The organism is Pandoraea nosoerga (genome assembly GCF_902459585.1).
In the GTDB taxonomy this organism is placed as follows: Bacteria; Pseudomonadota; Gammaproteobacteria; order Burkholderiales; family Burkholderiaceae; genus Pandoraea; species Pandoraea nosoerga.
The window spans coordinates 35,859-52,777 of sequence record NZ_CABPSC010000015.1 but is presented as its reverse complement, the minus strand read 5'-3'; the positions used below and the strand labels follow the sequence as shown (position 1 = coordinate 52,777).

Annotated in this window: 15 protein-coding genes and 1 tRNA gene; 2 read left to right on the top strand and 14 right to left on the bottom strand. The window is 65.2% G+C overall.

Annotated features, from left to right (window positions below):
• Nucleotides 1–2 precede the first annotated feature (2 nt).
• The 9 genes from PNO31109_RS17880 to PNO31109_RS17840 form a co-directional block, all read right to left on the bottom strand.
• Nucleotides 3–875 (bottom strand): branched-chain amino acid ABC transporter permease, encoded by an 873-nt coding sequence (locus tag PNO31109_RS17880; RefSeq protein WP_150556813.1) that lies wholly within the window; start codon nt 873–875, stop codon nt 3–5.
• 4 nt (nt 876–879) lie between these two features.
• Nucleotides 880–2,091: an ABC transporter substrate-binding protein gene (locus PNO31109_RS17875; protein ID WP_150556812.1), complete on the bottom strand. Its 1,212-nt coding sequence runs from the start codon at nt 2,089–2,091 to the stop codon at nt 880–882.
• Nucleotides 2,092–2,111: 20 nt separating this feature from the next.
• Nucleotides 2,112–2,912 (bottom strand): GntR family transcriptional regulator, encoded by an 801-nt coding sequence (locus tag PNO31109_RS17870; protein WP_150556811.1) that lies wholly within the window; start codon nt 2,910–2,912, stop codon nt 2,112–2,114.
• Between the two features lie 234 nt (nt 2,913–3,146).
• A complete protein-coding gene (locus PNO31109_RS17865) occupies nt 3,147–4,268 on the bottom strand; it encodes a porin (RefSeq protein WP_244958200.1) in 1,122 nt (373 codons plus the stop codon).
• A gap of 619 nt (nt 4,269–4,887) precedes the next feature.
• Nucleotides 4,888–5,745, bottom strand: a complete 858-nt coding sequence (locus PNO31109_RS17860; protein WP_150556809.1) for an IclR family transcriptional regulator — start codon at nt 5,743–5,745, stop codon at nt 4,888–4,890.
• 389 nt (nt 5,746–6,134) lie between these two features.
• Nucleotides 6,135–6,860, bottom strand: a complete 726-nt coding sequence (locus tag PNO31109_RS17855) for an SDR family NAD(P)-dependent oxidoreductase (protein ID WP_150556808.1) — start codon at nt 6,858–6,860, stop codon at nt 6,135–6,137.
• A 3-nt stretch (nt 6,861–6,863) separates the two neighbouring features.
• Nucleotides 6,864–8,228, bottom strand: coding sequence for an MFS transporter (locus PNO31109_RS17850; protein WP_150556807.1), 1,365 nt, complete (start codon nt 8,226–8,228; stop codon nt 6,864–6,866).
• Between the two features lie 138 nt (nt 8,229–8,366).
• Nucleotides 8,367–9,113: an SDR family oxidoreductase gene (locus PNO31109_RS17845; protein ID WP_150556806.1), complete on the bottom strand. Its 747-nt coding sequence runs from the start codon at nt 9,111–9,113 to the stop codon at nt 8,367–8,369.
• A gap of 2 nt (nt 9,114–9,115) precedes the next feature.
• Entirely contained in the window at nt 9,116–9,610 is a 495-nt protein-coding gene (locus tag PNO31109_RS17840) for a 2,4'-dihydroxyacetophenone dioxygenase family protein (RefSeq protein ID WP_150556876.1), read from the bottom strand.
• A gap of 469 nt (nt 9,611–10,079) precedes the next feature.
• On the opposite strand from PNO31109_RS17840, the gene PNO31109_RS17835 reads away from it, so the two are divergent.
• Together PNO31109_RS17835 and PNO31109_RS22225 are read left to right on the top strand one after the other, a co-directional pair.
• Nucleotides 10,080–10,154, top strand: a tRNA-Arg gene (locus PNO31109_RS17835).
• Nucleotides 10,155–10,643: 489 nt separating this feature from the next.
• The gene (locus PNO31109_RS22225; RefSeq protein WP_150556805.1) at nt 10,644–11,507 is read left to right on the top strand and encodes a CsgG/HfaB family protein; all 864 of its coding nucleotides are present in this window, start codon (nt 10,644–10,646) and stop codon (nt 11,505–11,507) included.
• A 265-nt stretch (nt 11,508–11,772) separates the two neighbouring features.
• Here PNO31109_RS22225 and PNO31109_RS17825 read toward each other — a convergent pair whose 3' ends face one another.
• The 5 genes from PNO31109_RS17825 to PNO31109_RS17805 form a co-directional block, all read right to left on the bottom strand.
• The gene (locus tag PNO31109_RS17825) at nt 11,773–12,249 is read right to left on the bottom strand and encodes a WbuC family cupin fold metalloprotein (protein WP_150556804.1); all 477 of its coding nucleotides are present in this window, start codon (nt 12,247–12,249) and stop codon (nt 11,773–11,775) included.
• 212 nt (nt 12,250–12,461) lie between these two features.
• On the bottom strand, nt 12,462–12,674 hold the full coding sequence (gene rpsU, locus PNO31109_RS17820) for a 30S ribosomal protein S21 (RefSeq protein ID WP_010806331.1): 213 nt from the start codon (nt 12,672–12,674) through the stop codon (nt 12,462–12,464).
• Between the two features lie 439 nt (nt 12,675–13,113).
• The gene (locus PNO31109_RS17815; protein ID WP_150556803.1) at nt 13,114–14,289 is read right to left on the bottom strand and encodes a porin; all 1,176 of its coding nucleotides are present in this window, start codon (nt 14,287–14,289) and stop codon (nt 13,114–13,116) included.
• 511 nt (nt 14,290–14,800) lie between these two features.
• Nucleotides 14,801–15,418, bottom strand: coding sequence for a hypothetical protein (locus PNO31109_RS17810; RefSeq protein WP_150556802.1), 618 nt, complete (start codon nt 15,416–15,418; stop codon nt 14,801–14,803).
• Between the two features lie 131 nt (nt 15,419–15,549).
• Complete coding sequence (locus tag PNO31109_RS17805; RefSeq protein WP_241013980.1) at nt 15,550–16,641, bottom strand: mechanosensitive ion channel family protein; 1,092 nt, start codon at nt 16,639–16,641, stop codon at nt 15,550–15,552.
• Between the last annotated feature and the right edge of the window lie 278 nt (nt 16,642–16,919).

The window sequence follows — 16,919 nt, the reverse complement described above, 5'->3', positions numbered from 1 at the left end:
CTTCAGGCCTGCGCGCCGAACAGCCCCTGCGGGCGCAGCAGCACGACGATGATGAAAATGGCGAAGATGCCGATCTGCCCGAGCGAATCGCCGAGCCACAGGCCACTGAGCGACTCCACGACGCCGATGAGCAGCCCGCCGATGAGCGCGCCGGTGAAGCTGCCCATGCCGCCGAGCACCACGATCGTGAAGGCCACCAGCACGAAGCCGCCGCCCACTTGCGGATTGACGTAGTACGTCGGCAGCAGGAAGCACGCCGCCGCACCGACGCAGGCCATGCCGATGCCGAACGACACCGCGTACACGCGTTCGACGTCGATGCCCATGAGCTTCGCGCCGTGCTTCTCCTTGGCGACCGCGCGAATCGCGCGGCCAAGATCGGTCGCGCGCATCAGCCAGAACAGAATCGCCGCGGCCGCCAGCGCGCCGCCGAACGCGATCAGCTTCGGCACGGCCAGCATCACCGGGCCCACGTCCACCGTGGCGAGCGTGTAGGGCGTGTCGATGGTGTGCGTGTCGGACTTGAACCACACGAGCGCCAGGTTCTCGAGCACGATGGCCAGGCCCAGCGTGACGAGCAGGATGTTCTCGTCCTTGCCGTGACTGGCGCGCTCGATCACGACGCGCTGCAGCGCATAGCCGAGGGCGAACATGCCGAGCGTGACGAACGGCAGCGCGACGTATGGGTCGACGCCGAGCTTCTCCCTGAGCAGCCACACGGCATAGAGCGCCACCATCAATGCCGCGCCGTGCGCGAAGTTGATGATGTGCAGCACGCCGTAGACGAGCGTGAGACCGAGCGCGATGAGGGCGTACACCGCGCCGGTCGTCAGCCCGTTGAGCAACGCCGAGAGCAGAATGACGGGATCGAGCATCGCGTCAGGCCTTGAGCGGAAACACCGGCGCGACCTGGCGGTAGCCGTCCGGCAGAATGACCTTGATATCGCCGCCCGAGACCTGCGTGAGCAGCGGCTGCGCCCCCGTGTTCTGGCCGTTCACGAACTTGGTCGGCCCATACGGCATCAGGTGGTCCTTGAACGTGCTCGAGGCCAGCGCTGCCGTGATCGCGGCCCGGTCGACCGACTTGGCGCGCTCGATCGCGTCGGCGAGCAGCATCATCGCCGTGTATGTCATGAAGACTTCGTAGCTGAAGAAAGCGCCCTTCGCTTCCGTGCGCCGCTTGAGCGAGGCCACGCGTGCGTCCTTCGGGTTGAACCAGTGGTTGCAGTCGATGATGCCGTCGGCAATGTCCGGAAACTCCTTGAGGAACTTGTAGCTCGACGCCGCACCGCCCAGGACCGAGTAGATCGCCTTCGGGCGCACCTTCTGTTGCTTCATCGCGCGCAGCAGCAGTGCGTACTCGTTGTAGTAGTTCGCCGGAATCACGATGTCCGGGTTGACCGAGCGCATGCGCAGCACGATGTTGTTGAAGTCGCGCGTGGGGTTGGCGTGCTTGATGATTTCCTTGATCTCGAAGCCGCGCGCAGGCAGCTCCTTTTGCAGCAGCGCCGCCGTGCCGGTGCCGAAGAGCGACTCCTCGTGCACGATCATGACCGTCCTCGCCGGCTTGCCGGCCGCGGCGTTAAGCGCGGCGAGATCGTCGACGGCGCGCAGCGAGCACATGCGATAGCCCGGGCCGAAACGGAACGTGTTCGCAAGGCCGCGCTCGACGATCTGGTCGGCAACGCCCACGTCCACCACGTGAGGCAGGTTGTATTTCGCGGCGGTCTGCGTCGTGGCGAGGCATATGGCCGACGCATACGCGCCAACGATGGCCGACACGCCCGCCTCGTTCATCTTCTCGACTTCGGCCGAGCCGGCTTCCGGGCGCGATTGCGCGTCGCCGAGCACGGCTTCGATGGGCGCGCCGCCAAGCGACCTGATGCCGCCGGCAGCGTTGATGTCGTCGACGGCCAGCAGCGCGCCGAGGCGGCATTGCTGGCCCGAATAGGCGAGCGCACCGGTGACCGGATGCAGCACGCCGATCTTCACGGCCTTGCCGGCGGCGCGCGCGGCCCAGGGCGCGGTGGTGGCGGCGGCAAGCGCGGCCAGGGCGGTGGACTGACGCAGGAACGTGCGACGCGAACTCATTGGCGATTCTCCGGACGTGATCAGTGGAATTGGGCGGACAGCTCTTCGCTGACCCAGACCTTGGCGTCGATGTCGCCGACGCGCGAGAGCTGGAGCTGGTACTGGTAGCGGTCGGGGCGATACAGGCCTTGCAGCAGTTGCACCGGGCGATCGGCCACATCGCGCACCAGGCGCGTGACCGCGAGCAGCGCGGAGCCGACGGCAATGTCGAGATGGCGCGCCACGACGGCATCGGCCAGACGCGCGGAAATGGTTTGCGTGGCGCCGCCCAGTTCGACGCCCGCGGCTTCGAGCAGCATGAGCAGCGGCTTGCGCTCGAGCTCCTCGCGATTGATGCGGGCGATGCCCTCCGGCACGTGCGTGGTGATGTACGACAGCGGGCCGGCCTGCGTGCTGCGCACGCGAATGCTCTTGTAGACCGGCGCGCCGGGGGCGAGTGCGAGCGCTTCGGCAACCGCTTCGCTGGCGCCCACGACCGACGACTCGAGCACCGACACGCTCGTGCGCAACCCCATGTTGACGATGTTCTCCAGCAGCCCCGTGAGGTGAGCCTTCTCGCGCGAGATGCCGGGCGCCTTGCCGCCGCCGGTGCGCTGCCCCGCGTGCAGCGGCCAGGTGCCGAGCCCGGGGCGCCGCACGACGAGACCGTCGGCCACGAGCATCTCCATCGCCTTGCGGATCGTGATGCGCGCAACGCTGAACTGATCGGCCAGCAGATGCTCGCCCGGCACGCCGTCACGGTCGAAGCGTCCCTCCTGCAGTTGCTCGCGCAGCACGAGGTAGATCTGGTGGTACTTCGGAAGCGGAAGTGGGGTGTCCATGCGGCGATTCTGGAAGTGTCATAATGTCCGGTCAATAGAACAAACGGACGGACAAAATGTCCTATCGGGAAAACACCTAAGCCTTCGGCAATGGTTGAAGGCAGCGCCTGCAAACGCAGGCACGGCAAGGGATTTCACGGTGCGGCGCAGCAATCTTCCCGCTGCGCCGCACGCGTTTTCTCGCGGCGTCTTCGCAGCACGGTTCGTGCGCGAAGCACAGGCGTTGCGCTGGCGTCAGAAGCGATGACGCAAGCCGACGTAGTAGCTCATTTGATTGTCGTAACCGTTGAGCTTCACGCCGTTGCCGCCGGTCCAGTCGGTGGTCGTGGTGCCGAAGAGTCCGGACCATCCGCCGTCGACGCGCTCATACGCCGTGGCGAAATACACGTCGGTGCGTTTGGAGAAGAAGTAATCGACAACGCCGTAGACCGTCTGGCGCTTGCCGCTGAAGTTCACGGCGCTGGTGTTGTCCTGCATATACGCCACGATGAACTGCCATGACGGGTTGAGCAGGTAGCTCGCCCCCAGCGTGAAGAACTGATCGCGACGCGCGGCGGAGAAGACCGAGCCGATGGCGGCAACGGTCGTCGGTGTGGCGGCCGTGCTCATGTTGGTGATCGACGCGTAGTCGGCACCCCCGTTGGTCACGTCGAAGCCGGCGTCGCGCTGGCTTTGCAGATAGTCGGCGTGGAACTTCCACTTGCCATAGCTCACTTTGGCGCCGAGCGACCACGTCTTCGCAGTGCGGCTCTGCGAGTCGTGCGTCTGCTGCAATTGACCGGTGAAGACGTGACCGTCCTGCTCCCAGGACAGCCCTCCCGAAGCGGAAGAGCGGGCCGAGCCCTGCCCCGCGATGCCACCGAATGCGTATTGCAGGTTCATGCCGAAGGGGCCGAACTTTTTCGTCCACGTAAGCGCGTTGTTGTAGCGCTGCCCGGTGAGGAAGACGAGCCACGAGTTGGTGGGCGGCGCACCGATGAAGATCGGGTCGACCATGGAGATGGCGACCACGGCGCCGGTGTACTGCCGCCCGAGCGCCACTTCGCCCCAGACGCCTTGCAGCGCGACGAACGCCTGACGGCCGAAGAGCTGCCCCTGTTGATCGAACGTGCCCGCTTGGGAATTGAAGCCGTTCTCGAGCACGAAGCGCGCCTTGGTGCCGCCGCCGAGGTCTTCGATGCCTTGCAGACCGAAGCGGCTCGCCGAGAGGAAACCCTCGCCGGCCTGATTGACGGAGTCAATGCGCCCACCGTCGGGGCTCGCGTGGTTCTGTGAAACGATGGCCGCCTCGATCACGCCGTAGAGCGTGACACTGGACTGGGCGAGCGCCGGCGATGCGGCAGTGGCGAGCAGCAAGGCAGCGCCGGCCAGAGGCAGGGTTTTGCGTGCGAGCGTTTTGCGTGCGAAAGTTCCGCGAGCGAGGGTTTTGCGTGCGAGGGGCGTCATGAGGCTGGGCGTCTTTCTTTTGTTGAAGAAAACAGGGCCCCACGGCGCCGCGCGTCTTGCGCGGCCGGCAGCGACATTCGCTGAACTGGCCAGGCAGGCTAACGCGAGGGCGCACGATGCCGCGACGTGCGAGAGTCGGCACGTCGAGCGGCCAGGGGCGTCAGGAAAAGGAGCGTGTGCGAACCGCGTTGGCAGCGGGCCGTCGCAGCATCTCGGCCATCGCGTGATGGCGGCGACTGTGCGACGCGATTCGCGCAGCGCTGGCCGGCGGGCTATTCGCGCAGTACGCGATGCGCCGCGCGCTGCGGAGCACGGAGAGTCATGAGAGCGTCGGTACGATGGATCATGGCACCGACTCTAGGAGCGCCAATTTGTAGCGTCAATGGAACAAACGGCGCGCGCAGTTGTTCCATCGGGAAATTCCCGAGATGCGCGCAGACGGGGCGCCGTCCGGAATTCGCCTCAGATGGGACGCCGGCTGCAAGGCGCGGGTGCGGGAGCGGGAGACATCACGCGCCGCGCCAGTGCGTCAAAGCAAGTCACCGGGCACCGGCGCAATCAGGTCGCTGATGGCCCGACACGCGGCCTTGAGCGGCACGACATAGGTTTCGAGCGGAGTGTCGCTGCGGCGAAACAGCGGGATGGAAATAGAGATCGCCGCGACGGGCTGGCCGTCATGTCCGAGAATCGGCGAGCCATAGCAGAAGATTTGCGGCTCGTTCTCCTCGCGGTCCTCGGCGTAGCCGCGTTGCGCCGTCTCGGCGAGTTCGCGGCGCAGTACGTCGAGATCCGTGATGGTGTTGGCGGTGAAGCGCTCGAGCTTGATTTGCGCGAGCAGCGCCTCGCGCCGCGGCTCCGATAATGCGCAGAGATACGCCTTGCCGACCGAGCTCGAATACAGTGTCACGCGCGTGCCGATGCGCGACGTCATACGCACGGCCTGCGGGCTTTCGAGTTTCTCGATGTAGACCATGCCCAGCTCGCTCGGCACCGCCAGGTGAACCGTCTCGCGCACGGTGTCGCGCAACGTCTTGAGCGCATCGGCGGCGGCAACGCGTAGGTCGGAGCGGCCCCAACTGCGACTTGCCAGATTGATCAGGCGCGGCCCGAGCGTGAGCGTTCCCGTGCGTGGGTTTTCGATGACGAGCCCCTCGGCGACGAGCGCACCGACAATGCGATAGACGGTCGGGCGCGGATAACCGCTGGCGCGGCTCAGTTGCGGAATCGTCTGCGGCTCGGCGGCGTCCGCGATCAATTGCAACACCGCCATGAACTTCGAGAATGCCTGCGTACCTGTTGCCTTCGACGCACCCGCCGCCTCGCGCCGGGCCAGCGGTGCGGCGTCGTTATCAGTCGTCTCGGGAAGTTTGGTAGCGGACTTGGGCATGTCTGACGGGCAGCGTGCGAGGATTCGGAAGCCGGACAATTCAGCCGCGCAGCGAGCGACGAACGACACGCTTGCCGGGCGCTGGCGGACACGACCGGGCAATGCCCGGAAGGCGCGATTATAGCGTTGCCGGGGTGGGCGGTGCGCGCCGCGGCGACGTTGGCATGGTGGCGCGCGAGCCGCGTCGGGAACCGTAAATGGAAGCACTGGCCGCAGCGGGAGCGGCGGAAGTAGCAGAAGTAGCGGAAGCGGCGGACGGGACGGAAGGACGTCCGCCCGGCGAAGACCTGCCCTGCGTGGGACGGGCCGCCGCCGAGCGCCTGGACGCCCCGCCTGCGGGAGCGCGCCGAATGCTCACCGAACGCGCCCGAATGCGCGCCGAATGAGGGTCAGACGCTCAGATAGCCGCCATCCACCGGCACCACGGCGCCCGTCATGAACGAGGCCGCCGGCGTGGTGAGGAACACGGCAACGTTCGCGACCTCTTCCGGCGTGCCCCAACGCTTCATCGGCGTGCGCTCCAGAATGCCCTTCGAGCGTTCGTCGTTTTCCTGCAATGCCTGCGTGAGCGGCGTGGCGATCCAGCCCGGCGCGATGGCGTTCACGCGGATGCCGTCGGCCGCGTAGGCGATGGCCAGCGACTTGGTCAATTGTGCGACCCCTCCCTTGCTTGCGCTGTAGCCGGGCACGAGACCGCCGCCGAAAAAGCTCAGCATCGAGGCCGTATTGACGATGCAACCGCCGCTCGCGCGGAGCTTCTCGCGCGCCGCCGCGCACACGCGCATCGTGCCCGTGAGGTTGATGTCGATGACCTGCGCGAAGACCGCGGGGTCGAGTTCGGCGTTGCGGCGAATCACGCCGGCGCAGTTCACCACGATGTCGAGCGCGTCATGGGCGCCGACCACCTGGGTGACGCTCGCGTCGTCGGACACGTCGAGCGCGACGACGGACACGCCGGCCGGCGGCACAGGCGTGCCTTGCGGGGCCGGCAGGCCCGCCGCGCTCACACGAGCGCCGAGCGCGGCGAGGCCTGCGGCGACGGCAGCGCCAATGCCGGTCGTGCCTCCGGTGACGAGGGCCACCTTGCCGGCGAGCAGATCGGGTCGATAAGTCATGGTTCAGGCTTCCTTGGGCGACCGGCCGCCATGGGGCTGCGGCGCGTCGCGTTCGCCGATCGGCTCGCGCACGACCAGCAGGTAAATGAATGCGGCCACTACGGCGAGCGCCGCGCTGATGAGCAATGCGTTGACGAACGAATGGGTGCGGTCCACGACAATGCCGGTAATCAGCGGGGCAAACGACCCGCCAAAGTAACCACCGAAGTTCTGCAGGCTCGAGAGCGACCCCACCAGGCGGCGCGGGGCTGCCACGCTCACCAGCGCCCAGCCGCCACCGCTGGCGAAGTTCACGAAGAACATGGCGGCACTGATGTAGGTCACGGCAAGCGGCGTGCTGGGCGTGAACGCCGCCGGCACCGTGAAGGCGGCCGCACCGATCAGACCGATGCAGATCGGCCACTTGCGGCTCGTGACCGGCTTCACGCCGCGCCCCATCAGCCAGTCGGCGAAGTAGCCGGAGCCCACCATGCCCAGCGTGCCGAAGAGGTACGGAATCGAGACAATCCAGCCGGTCTTCGCGATGGACAGGTGACGTTCGTGTTCCAGGTACGCCGGCAGCCAGGTCAGATACAGCCACACCATGTAGATCACGCCCATGTAGCCGAAGATCATGCCCCACGTCGTCTTGTGGGCGAACAAGCCACGCCAGTCGGCGAAGGTCATGCGCGTCTCGCGCTTGTCTTCGAGCTCGCCGCTGGCCAGATAGCCGCGCTCGGCCTGGCTCAGGGCGATCTCGTTGCGGTTGCGATAGACGATGTACCAGCCGATCGCCACCGCGATGCCAAGCGCGCCCATGATGACGAACATCGTGCGCCAGCCGAAGGCCAGCATCAGCGCGGTCAGTATGGGAGGTGCAATCATGGGGCCGATGGTCGAGGAGGCGACGAACACGCCCGTCGGCCCGCCGCGCTCATGCTTGGCGAACCACTCGCTCACGACTTTCGCGCCTGCGGGAAATTGCGGCGCCTCGCCGATGCCGAGGAACACGCGCGCTACGAGAAACTGGTGCAGCGTGTGCACGAAGCCGCCGGCCAACTGCGCCACCGACCACATGAACATGCCGAGGCCGAGCATGATGCGTGCGCCGAAGCGGTCCAGCATGACGCCGATGGGCAACTGCGAGAACGCGTAGGCGAGCGAGAATGACGAGAGCAACAGCCCCATCTCCGAAGCCGACAGGCCGAGCTCCTGCGAAACGGAATGGTTGGCGATCGATAACGTGCTGCGATCGAGATAGTTGACCATGCCCGCGAGCGTGAGAAACACGACCGCGATCCACTGCATGCGCTTGATGCGCGCGCTTTTCGCGCTGGCGTCCGCGGCGGTGCGAGCCGCCTGTCCCGCTGGTGTGGGAAAAGAGTCCATTGATTGTCTCCAGTGTGCTTATAGCTTTAGGTGTTGATAAAAACCACGGCCAGGCGCCGCCACACGTCGGAAAGCGCGAGCGTGCGGCCGAGGCCGATTGCCGGGACGCGGGACGCGATCGCCGCGGCGCTCGCGCACTCAGTACGTTGCGCGCCCCCCGGACACATCGAACACGGCGCCCGTGCTGAATGTGCACGCGCCGCTCGCCAGCCACAGGGCCAGCTGCGCCACTTCATCGACCGTTCCCAGCCGCGCCATGGGGCTTTTGTCGATCATCGTCTGCACGTGCTGCGGCGCCATCTGATTGAGCAGCGCGGTCTCGATGGCGGCCGGCGCAATGGCGTTGACGCGCACGTCCGTCTTCGCCAGTTCCTTGCCGAGCGACTTCGTCATTGCGATCACGCCGGCCTTGGCCGCACTGTAGGCGGAGGCATTCGGCGTACCTTCCTTGCCGGCGAGCGAGGCGATATTGACGATGCGGCCGTAGCCGTTCGCCTGCATGCACGGCACTACATGGCGGCATACGCGATAGACGCCGGTGAGGTTCACTTCGATCACGCGCGCCCACACCTGCGGATCGAATTCGGTGAGCGGCATGGTGGGCCCCGCGAAGCCCGCGTTATTCACGAGCACGTCGATTCGCCCGAAGCGTTCGAGCGTGTCGCGCACGACATTGGCGACGGCGCCGTCGTCGGTAATGTCGAGCGCCATGCCATGGATGCCGGTGTGCCCGACCGGATTGAGATCCCAGTTGACGACGGTGGCGCCGGCGCCGGCCAGCGCTCCGGCGAGCGCGAGCCCGATGCCGCCGGACGCGCCGGTCACGACGGCAACCGAGCCCGTAAAGTCATAGCGCGGTGTGCCGCGCACAGGAGCCGGTGCCATGCTCACCTCACGAACTGGTCGACGTAGTCGGCGCCCAGACCCACGGCTTCGTAGTGCTTGCGACACATGTCGAGCTTGGTGAAGACATCCTCGTAGCCCATGTATTGGCCCCACGGGTCGACGTAGAACATCACGCCGTTGACCTGGAACATCGTGATCATTTCTTCAACGTCTTCCGGCACGACGAGCGTGTGCGTTTCCCCTGGCGGCTCGAACACGTAGCTGCCCTCGGTGGCGACCCAATCGTGTTCGAGATAGCGCCACTTGCCCTTGAGGACCATGCCGTGCACCGCCTGCGGATGACGGTGTCGCGAGAGCACACCCGACTTGCGCACGCGCAGCAGGTTCATCCAATAGCCCTGCGATACGTTCAGGCAGAGCGGACGGAACCAGACGTTCTCGGCCTGCGGCACCCATATGCGCTCATCTTCGGGAATGGCGTGCGGCTGCACGATTTCCTTCAGAGCTTCGGGGGGATTGGGAAACTGGTACGGCATGGTGGCCGGGTGGCTACCGCCCTCGCCGCCCTGCCGCGAGGGCTCGATGGGACGCGTCGATTGCATTTGGGGATCTCCTTTAATGTCCATATTATGGACTCAACGTCCTTAATATGGACAGAATTGTTTCCGGAAAGGGGCTGGCATGTCAAGCGACCGAGTGGCGGGACGGATGTGAGGGGAAGGTGTGAGGGGAAGGTGTGAGGGGAAGGTGTGAGGGGAAGGTGTGAGGGGAAGGTGTGAGGGAAAGGTGTGAAGGGAAGGCCTGAGGAGGAGGGCCTGAGGGGATGATGCGAGGGGTGCGGGACTCTGCGCCGGCGGCCGGGTAACCGAGTGGTCCCGGAGGTTGCATGCGCTCAGGATGCAATGCCCGAATGCGCCGCTCGTGAAGCAAAGCGGCCATCGCGATACCGTTTTTGCTATACTCTGCCCTCGCTCGCGTACCGGCCTACGCCAGCGAATGGTCCATCTCCCTGTAGTTCAATGGATAGAACGAGTGCCTCCTAAGCGCTAGATACAGGTTCGATTCCTGTCGGGGGGACCAAAAACCCCCACCTCGCACGCGTCCCGCGCAGCCCAACCGGCCTCGCCTCCGGGCTTTCTTATCGGCGCTCGCAAGAATGATCACGGTGAGAAAGGGCGAACGTCCGGAGAAAACGTTCCATCGGATCTACCGCGTTCCGTGCCCGACGTCCCGACTCCGCTCGCGTCCCCCGCCGATCTTCGTCAACAGGTTCGAATGGATTATGGTTAATACCTAATCCTTACCTAAGCCCCTTGCAATCCCATCCTTAATCCGTTCGTAATCCCCATGATTTTTGATAGGGGATCCGTGGTTTGCCGCCGTGCTAGCATGCGGCGCGGAATGTTCTTACGGAGCATTTCAGCATAGGAGTCCTACGGTAACTCGCTTTCGCTCCTGCTTTTTTGGACTCCTGGCATCTGGCGGCGTCACCGACCCGGCCGAGCCCGCCGCACCCGCGGGCAGAGCAGCGCCGCCACTTCCAGAACAACATTCTAAAGAACTAGGAAAATGGCACACCATCTCGCAAAAATCACGGGCCTGCTGCTCGCAGCCGGCATCATGGCGGGTTGCTCGACCATGAACATGGGCAGCAGCAGCGCCAAGACCGCCGCCACCGGCTCCGCCGGCGGCGCCAATTCGGAAAACGCCAACGCCACGCTGGAAAAGTGCGACCGTCCTTTGGGCACGATCGCCGTGATCGAGGATACATCCGCGCCCTGGTACGGGGTGCTGACGGGTCAGTACAAGCTCGGCTCGACGGTGCCGGTGCTCAAGCTCCTGGTGCAACAGTCGAACTGCTTCGTGGTGGTTGACCGCGGTCGCGGCATGAACACGATCATGGGCGAGCGCGCGCTGAACGATTCGGGGGAACTGCGCAGCAAGTCGAACTTCGGCAAGGGCAAGATGGTGGCCGCCGATTACGCGATCAGCCCGTCGATCACGTTCACGAACAACAACGCTGGCGGCGCCGGTGCGAGCATCGCCGGGCTCCTGCCGGGCGGCATCGGTTCGGCCATCGGCGCACTTGCCGGCAGCATGAACTCGAAGGAAGCCAGCACCCTGCTGACGGTGATCGACAACCGCTCGAGCGTGCAGATCGCCGCCGCGGAAGGCAGCGCCAGCGCCATGGACTTCGGCGCGCTGGGTCGCATCGTCGGCAGCTCGGCCGGCGGCTCGCTCGGGGGCTACTCGAACACGGCCGAAGGCAAGGTCATCGTGGCGGCCTTCACCGACTCGTACAACAATGTCGTGCGCGCCGTGAAGAACTACAAGCAGCAGACGGTCGCGGGCGGTCTGGGCACCGGCGGGCAACTCGCCGTCCAGGATGACGACGCGCCGGCACCGAAGAAGACCGTTCGCAGGAAGAAGTAATCGGCCAGAAGAAGTCATCGTCTTCATCGACGTGCAAAACGGGCCGGCATTGTGCTGGCCCGTTTTTCTTTCGGCCCCAGAAGGGCGGCAGCGGTAGCTGCGGACGTTCAGCCTGGTTTAGCCCAGTTGAACCAGCCAATGCGCCACAACCGGCGAGCTCACCCGATATATCGGCGAACGCCTGGCTCGCGATGGCGCCGGGGGAATTCCAGGGCCGGCCGCAATGATGTCTGGCGCCCCCGCCCCCACCTGCACCGTCTGGGCCTCAGGCCGTCGCCCAGCGCTCGCCCACCTGCGCCGTTTTGACCCATTCCATGAACGACGCCGCTTCGCGGGTATCGGCGGGCGCCGACCAGCTCGCATAGTCGGCTTCGACGAACGGACGATACGGGCCGTGCTTGACCTCGAAGATGACCGCGCCCGGGTCCAGCGAGAGCACCGTATGGTGCACGCACGCGGGCGTCTCGATCGCCACGGCGCCCTCGCCAAGCACCTGACGGTCCGTAACGACACCGGCCTCGTCAAACGTCAGCACGACAAACCGCCCGCGCAGTGCGGTGAGCAGCTCCCACGTATAACGATGAAGGTGCGGACGAATGTACGTCGCCGGCTCCATCGCAATGGTCAGACGCTGGATGGGATCGTCCAGCGATTCATGCAGGTTCTGGTTCATGCGCAGACGCGGCGACTGCTCCGCTTGCTGGGTCAGCGCGTCGAGGGCGGCGGTGGTCAGTGTTTTCATAGGGAATCGGGGAATTGAGCCGTGGGTGAGTCGTGGGCGAGTCGTGAGAATCGAACCGTGAGTCGGGCATCCGCAGCATTGGCCGGTGGCGGGGCGCGGTGAAGGCGACGAGTTTATCAAACCGGCTCGTCGCCCCGGCACATAAAAAAACCCGCCTCACGGCGGGTTTTTCACTTCGCATGGTGCTGCGCCACCAGGGCGCAACGACACGCTCAGTACATCTTCTTCTTCAGCGTCTGGCTGCGCAGGCGCTTGCGCAGGCGGGCCACGGCGGCAGCCTTCTTGCGCTTGCGCTCGGCCGTCGGCTTCTCGTAAGCGGCGCGTGCCTTGACTTCCTTGATCAGGCCCGTGCCGTCGATGGCGCGGCGAAAGCGACGCAGTGCGACTTCTACGGGTTCACCGTCTTTGATAACGATCTTGGTCATGCAATATCTCGTATAGTGATTCGGCTCTCGAAAGCCGGAAATTTAACTTACCGCGCAACGATACCCTTCACCGCCCCGCTGGAGTCCCCTCCTGCCGGGCGCGACGAACGGACGTGCGACGGACTGCACTACACCACATCCGGCGGGACCGCGACTCACCTCCTCTGCGATCTCCCGATCGGCTCTCGACGCCACGCCCGCGATCCGCGAGCCCCGCATCGTGCCTTCCAGACTGGCTGAACGGTTGATTGATGGCGAAGCAGACCCTCATCGTTCGTCAGTGAGGATCCCTTCCCGCAATGCCCAAATTTGGACAAGACGCGGATTATACACGTAAAACGCGTGAATTGCACGCCCCGCCCACAAGGCAAAACGGGGCCCGTCGCTCGCGACGGCCCCCGTCTTCGGCCCGAAACAGGGCGCTGGATGCCGGCAAAGATCAGAACTTGTGGCGCAGGCCCGCGATCACGGCAATCTGCGACTGGGCGCCAGTGCCGGTCGGCCCGCCCACGTTGTCGATCGCCGCCACCACGGCATCGCCGGTCGCACGCTGATAGACGCCCGTCAGGTACGATTCGGTGCGCTTGCTGAACGCGTACACGCCGCCCGCGTTGATCTGGAACCAGCGCGGCTTGGTGCCGTTGCTGATGCCGCTCAGGGCCGTTGCACCACCCACGCTGCCGTCGCTGTAGATAAAGGCGAGCCCGCCGAGCAGATTCGGCGTGACCTGGTACTTGCCGTTGAGCTCGAACGTATTCACACGAATCGACGACTGGTTCGCGTAGCGCACCTTCGCATAGCTGTACACGAACCCGACCGTGGCCGCCTGGATCTGGTACGACACACCGGCCGCGGCGATATCGTGCTTCTCGACCGCGCTCGTGTAGAAGATGTCGGTCGCGCTCGAGTAATCGTTGGTGACCGCACCGCCGGCATTCGCCGTGCCCGGGCTCGCCAGATGCAGGTACGCAACCGCGGCCGTCAGGGGACCGTTGGCGTATGAAGCGCCCAGGCTGAACGCGTTGTTATGCGAGAAGCCGGTGCCATTGCCCGTATTGGCTTCGTTGCTGAAGCCGTACAGCGCGCCGAACGAGAAACCGCTGTAGTTGGCGCTCGTGTACTTGATCGAGTTGTTGATGCGGAAGGAGTTGTAGAGGTTGTCGATGTCGCCCACGTGCGCGCCATACTGCGTAGCCCATTGCTTGGCCGACGTGATCGGGCTCACGAAGTCGACGACGGAGTCGTACTGGCGGCCGATCGTGACCGTGCCGGCCTGCGCGCTCTGCAGCCCCACATAGGCCTGACGGCCGAACATGCGGCTGTTCTGCAGCAAGTTGCCATTGGTCAGGCTGAAGCCGTTTTCCAACAGGAAGACGGCCTTGAGGCCGCCGCCCAGATCTTCGGAGCCCTTGAGGCCCCAGCGGTTGCCCTGGCCGATGCCGCTCACGGCCTGGACGTTGTGCGCGCCCTTGGCGTTCAGGCCGGACGCGACATTGTTCACATAGCCGATACCGGCATCGATGACACCGTACAGCGTGACGTTGCTCTGGGCCATCGCCGGTGCGGCGACGGCAACGCTGGCCGCAGCCAGCACCGTGAGTGGGAAGCGCTTCATCGTTATCCTCTTTGGTAGTGATCTTGTATTTGTTCGCCCCGCCTGGGCGGGCGTCCCCCGTTGACGTCGGTGGCACACGCCCCTCGCGGGACGCGTTTTGCTGCAACCGCATATGCAATGGAGTACTTACCAAACGACAAACGGCGCTTTCCTTCGCGGGAAAGCACCGTCGGTGTTGTGCAAGCCGGTGCATTCTGACACGCTCCCGTCACACTCGGCACGCCAGTGGTGCCTTTGCAACACATGAAATCGGCGACATATGCCGCGCGCCCCGGGATCGATTTGGCCAACGTAATGATGGGCATTACGCATGCCATATCTCGTTGTCCGATGCCCCCTGGGCACGCCGGGCGCCATGCCGTTACCGGCCGCCATGACTGTTTCAACGGCGCAATGAAAAACGGCGCGTCGCCAGGAGGCGCGCGCCGTCGGAACGGATCGGAATGGATCGGAGCGGGCGCTTGACGAGAAAACGCAGTGCCCGGGACCGCGAGAGATGTTGCGAGAGACGTTATGCCGGGCGACGCACCGGCGCGGACGCGGGCGCGCCGTTACCCACGCGCGGGCCCTGCACCTTCGCCCCCTTGATCGGCTTGATCGGCTTGATCGGCTCGATCGCCCTCGACGCTTTGGCGCCCTTCGCAAGCCTGACAGGCTTGCCCACTTCTGCCGCCCTGGACGCCTTCACGGCTTTGGCCGCTGCGGGCGCTTCGGTGGCCACGATGGCCTCGGCGCCCTTGTCGCCCTTGTCGCCCTTGCCGCCCTCGGCGCCCTTGCCACCCTTACCGCCCTTGCCGCCCTTACCGCCCTTGCCGTCCTTCATCCCTTCCGATGCCGACCCGGCGGGCGCTTTTGCCTTTGCGTCCGCCTTTGCCGGCGCCTTGCCGGCCGCGGCCAGTTCGAGATCGATGGTGTGCTTGAGGCCCGCGATCACCGGCGCCGCGAGATCGTCCGCGTAGTGATCGAACCAGCGCTTGGCTTGCAGAAGTTTCTTGCCGCCCAGGCGACGCTTGTGGTCTTCGTCGCTTGCCAGCACCTTGGCCGAGAGCCGCGCCCGCCCCTTCGACAGGCGCTCGAGAACGGTGATGATGGTGAACCCGCGATGCAACGTCTTCTGCTCGGCAGACATGTTGGCCTCCTGATCTTGTCGCCTCGCGGCGAACCCCGGCTGGATCGATGCCACGGCGTGGAGTCACGTGGATGTGGGCGATCGTACCACGCCAATATGACAAGCCGGCAGGCGTGCGCCCGCCCCGGGAGTCAGCGCGCCGGCGCCGCGTCCGCAGGCGGTTCGGGCGCCTGTGCGTAGTACTGCACGCTCGCCGGAATCGCGAACCGAATGTCTTCCTGCAGGAATTCGCGCATGAGCGCCAGATTGATGTCCTGCTGCAGATCCATGTACAGGTTGTAGTCGGGACTGAGCACGAAGTACACGACTTCGAAGTCGAGCGAGCTCACGCCGAACTGCTTGAAGTGCGCTCGGTCGAAGCGCGTCTTGCCCGACGCCTCCACCGAGCGCTTCACCATGGCCGGCACGCGGGCCAGCTTGTCGGGCACGGTGTAGTACGACAGGCTGAAAGTAAACACGATGCGCCGCTCGGACATGCGCTTGTAGTTATGCAGCGTGTTCTTGAGCAGTTCGGTATTGCCGCAGATGATCTCCTCGCCGCTCAGGCTGCGAATGCGGGTGGTCTTCAGCCCGATGCGCTCGATCGTTCCCGCCACGTCGCTGAAGACGATGAAGTCACCCACTTCGAACGGCTTGTCCAGCCCGATGGCCAGCGACGCGAACAGGTCGCTCAACACGTTCTGCACCGCCAGCGCCACCGCCACGCCGCCGATACCGAGACTGGCCACGAAAGCGGTGATGTTGACGCCGAAATTCGCCAGCATCGCGAGCACCAGCACCGCCCAGGCGAGCACGCGCAGCGTCCATGCCGTCATCGTCACGATGACCGGATTGTCGGGCGCGGCCGTGCGATGCTGCATCCGCCGCGTCTGCCACACGTTCACCGCGCGATTGACCCACAGCGCGAGCTGCAGGCAAAACAGCACCGTCCAGCAATGAACGATGGCGGCATCCCACCGCTTGCCGAGATCGAGCGACTTCAGGCCGATGAGCAGCGCCGCGAACAACAGCACGAATTGCCGGGTCGCCCCGAGCACTTCCGCGAACATGTTCGCGCCCGGCGACTTCAAACGCCGCGTGAGCGCGCCGAAGCGGCCCAGCGCGAGACGCAAGATGCCCGACATGATGGCGTAGCTTGCCGCGACGGCGATCGCAGCGAAGACCCAGTCGGCCGGGGAGACCGATTCGAAAGCTTTGAGCGAGCTCAGCGTGCTGATTTTCAAACGGAATCCTCCTGCAGCAAAAACCGATGCTTTCGCAAGAGGCGTGCCGGGCAGGCGTCCGGCCTTGCGCCGGCTCAGCCGGGCGCACCAGCCGGCGCCGGCGAATCCCCCAAAGAATCAACGGCTTGATTCCATACCGCATAAGCGTTTGCGCGATGCCTCGGCGGGCGCCGCACGTGAGGCCCGCCTCGTAGAATTTTCAATCGCCGGGCAAAAACGACAACGCTTGCCGCCCGATATCGTAGCGCGGCGGTGATTGGCCGGTACTTCGGCCACGG